Source organism: Peribacillus sp. (assembly GCF_059453735.1).
Map to the genome: position 1 here is coordinate 1 of NZ_JAZVJO010000174.1, position 3181 is coordinate 3181.

Sequence of the window (3181 nt, forward strand, 5' to 3'; positions counted from 1 at the left end):
ATGGTGAACACTTCTCTACAATAGACTCTCTTCAAAAAATAATACCAGATAATGTCGAGCTAATAACTGTTGATTATGAGTGGGAGTAGTGTTCTCCCATTCCAAAACCTACTAACGGGTGCGTTATAGTGCATCAAAAAATCTCAAGGACCAAAAAAGTGGTCCTTTTCTTTTTGCTAACGATCAAAGGGAATCAAATCAGAGTCTTAGTGAAAGACACTAAAGGTTTTCAAGACGTTATTTCGTTTCTTCTTCGGTAATGCCGAAACAACACAGGGTAGCGGAAGGATGCGAATGATGGAGGATCCGTTGTAACATTGCAATATGTACAAAACTAAACAACCAATATCACCAACGTTTTAGTTCTAACCTCCAACCAAGTCTTTAGTTTTTTAACCAACTCCGTTAATCGAATAAGGTTTACACACTAAATTTAGATAGTCTTAAACTATCCTATGTGTCTGTCATTTCAAATATAAATGAAACTAAGAGAGAACGAGAAGAAAGTCAATGAATTAAAGGTTTTGAATGTATGATAATTATACATTCAAAATTCGATTAAAGATTACTCTTATACAAGCAAAGGAGTTAATTAAGAAAGAAAAAGCCTGCAGACATTAATCTGCAGGCTTTTTGGCTTTACTTCATATTTTTTAAAAGGGTATCAATATTCCACTTCATCATTTTAAAGTAGGTGTCGCCATCTTCACCAGGTTTTCCAATTGAGTCTGTAAAGAGCTTGCCGCCGATAGGGACGCCGGTTTCTTTTGAAACGGCTTCCATGCTGCGAGGATCTATACTTGTTTCAACAAATAAAACAGGCAGCTGTTTTTCATTAATTAAATCGACGACTTGTGTCACCTGTTCAGGAGTTCCTTGATTTTCCGAATTTATTTCCCAAATGTAGCCTGCTTCAAAATCATAGGCATTGCTAAAGTATTTAAATGCACCTTCACTTGTAATGAGAAAACGTTTTTCTTTAGGAATCTTGTTAAATTGATCAATGGCATCATTATGAAGCTTTTCTAACTTCTGAATATACGTATCGGCATTTTGCTGATACTGTTTCTTGTGTTTGGGGTCCACTTTGCTTAAACCATCACGAGCATTTTGAGCATATTTAATGCCATTTCTGATATCCAGCCAAGCATGAGGATCTTCTTCTTTTTCTTTGCCTTTTGTTGTCAGGTGCATCGGACTGACACCCTCACTCATCTTAAATACGGGTCCATCTTTTCCAGACTTGCCAGCGGTTTCAATCAACTTGTCAAACCATGAATTACCTGCCTCTAAGTTCAAACCATTATAAAAAACTATATCCGCATCGGTCGTTTTTTGAATGTCCTTTGGCAGAGGGTCATATTCATGCGGATTCGAGCCTACTGGTGCTAAACTGTGAATGTTAACTAAGTCTCCACCGACTTCGTTGACGATGTCATACAGAATGGAATAGGTAGTGACCACTTGAAGCTGATCATGCTCAGACTCGTTTTTACTGCAAGCGAATAAGACAAAAGAGAAGAGTAGACAGACAGATAGTACTATCATGGTTTTTCTCATCAGTTATACATCCCTTCTAGCGGCTGGTTTCACCACTGTTTTTTTTGATAAATTTACGAATTAAGCCTTGTCTTGGAGAGAAGAAGAAAGCTAGCAGGAAGAAGAGAGTAGCGACTAATACAATCGTAGCGCCAGATGCTAAGTTATAGGTAAAGCTGAAATATAATCCTGCTATCGAAGCAAGCGTACCTATCCCTGCTGATAAAAAAAGCATGGTCGATAATCGGTCGGTTAATAAGTAAGCTGTAGCGGCGGGGGTAATCAGCATTGCAACGACTAAAATGATTCCTACAGTCTGAAGGGAAGCAACGGTAACCAATGTTAAAAGTGTCATTAAGAAATAATGGAGAAGCCGAACAGGCAGTCCGTAAACCTCAGCCATGGTTGAATCAAATGAGGTGACCAGGAACTCTTTATATAAAAGAAAGATAGAAAGTAGTACAAACACCCCAATACCTAATGTTATCCACATATCAGACGGACGAACAGCAAGCACGTTACCAAATAAAATATGATAAAGATCGGTACTGCTTTTCATCAGGGTGATTAAAATGATTCCTAATGCAAATGCAGCAGTGAACATGATACCAATCGAAATATCGTTTTTAATCCGGCTGTTCTGGCTGACAAAGCCAATTCCAATGGCGGTAATAATTCCCGAAAGTACGGCACCAATCAAGAAATTGATTCCAAGCATATAAGAAATAGCGACACCAGGCAGGACCGCATGGGAAATGGCATCGCCCATAAGCGCCATTCCTCGTAAAATGATGAAACAACCAATAATCCCGCAAATAATTCCCACCATTACAGAGGTCAACAAGGCCTTTTGTAAAAACCCATACTGAATGACAGCCTCAATAAACGCCATTTCACATCACCTCTGCTTTTTCAAAGATCGAAAGCTGACCTAAATATGCCTGATTTATCACACCATTTCGAACAACCTCTTTGACGTCCCCATAGCCCATTTGCTTTTTATTTAGCACAAGAAGTTGTTCAAAATAGGTGTCTACCTTTGATAAATCATGATGGACGACTAGAATGGTTTTACCTGCTGCTTTGAGGTTTCTTAGGATATTCATCATGTTTTCTTCACTAAGAATATCGATGCCGACAAATGGTTCATCTAATAATAGAATTTTGGGTTCCTGGACTAAGGCTCTTGCTAAAAAAACACGCTGCTGCTGCCCACCCGATAATTCACCGATTTGCCTGTCATGGTAATCCTCCATGCCTACCTTTTTTAAGCAGGCAAGTGCTCGTGCTTTATCGGCTTTTTTAGGTCTTTTGAATATGCCTAAGCTTGGGTAGGTACCTAAGAGAACAGTTTCTAAAACATTGATGGGAAAGTCCCAATCAATGTTGTTACGCTGTGGAACATAAGCAACAAGCTGCCGTTGTTCAGAGAACGTTTTACCAAATATCCTAACTGAACCATTATCTTTAGGAATTAAATCAAGTAATGCCTTAATAAAAGTTGATTTACCGGCACCATTAGGGCCAATGATGCCAACTAAAGATCCTGGTAATACCGAAATAGAAATCGTACGTAAAGCGGGTTTCCCATGATAGGAGACAGACAAATTTTGAATATTCAGAGCATACATGTCTTCCATAT

Annotated in this window: 3 protein-coding genes; all 3 read right to left on the reverse strand. The window is 38.7% G+C overall.

Annotated elements, in window-relative coordinates:
• Positions 1–639 precede the first annotated feature (639 nt).
• The 3 genes from AC52RT_RS05835 to AC52RT_RS05845 are packed head-to-tail and all read right to left on the reverse strand — an operon-like array spanning position 640 to position 3179.
• A complete protein-coding gene (locus AC52RT_RS05835; protein WP_495539872.1) occupies positions 640–1560 on the reverse strand; it encodes a metal ABC transporter substrate-binding protein in 921 nt (306 codons plus the stop codon).
• A gap of 16 nt (positions 1561–1576) precedes the next feature.
• On the reverse strand, positions 1577–2431 hold the full coding sequence (locus AC52RT_RS05840; protein ID WP_495539873.1) for a metal ABC transporter permease: 855 nt from the start codon (positions 2429–2431) through the stop codon (positions 1577–1579).
• A 1-nt stretch (position 2432) separates the two neighbouring features.
• Entirely contained in the window at positions 2433–3179 is a 747-nt protein-coding gene (locus tag AC52RT_RS05845; RefSeq protein WP_495539874.1) for a metal ABC transporter ATP-binding protein, read from the reverse strand.
• Between the last annotated feature and the right edge of the window lie 2 nt (positions 3180–3181).

Bases quoted from the DNA above. Each gene is read 5' to 3' on its own strand.
- AC52RT_RS05835 (WP_495539872.1), bottom strand. From the start codon at position 1,560: ATGAGAAAAACCATGATAGTACTATCTGTCTGTCTACTCTTCTCTTTT.
- AC52RT_RS05840 (WP_495539873.1), bottom strand. From the start codon at position 2,431: ATGGCGTTTATTGAGGCTGTCATTCAGTATGGGTTTTTACAAAAGGCC.
- AC52RT_RS05845 (WP_495539874.1), bottom strand. From the start codon at position 3,179: ATGGAAGACATGTATGCTCTGAATATTCAAAATTTGTCTGTCTCCTAT.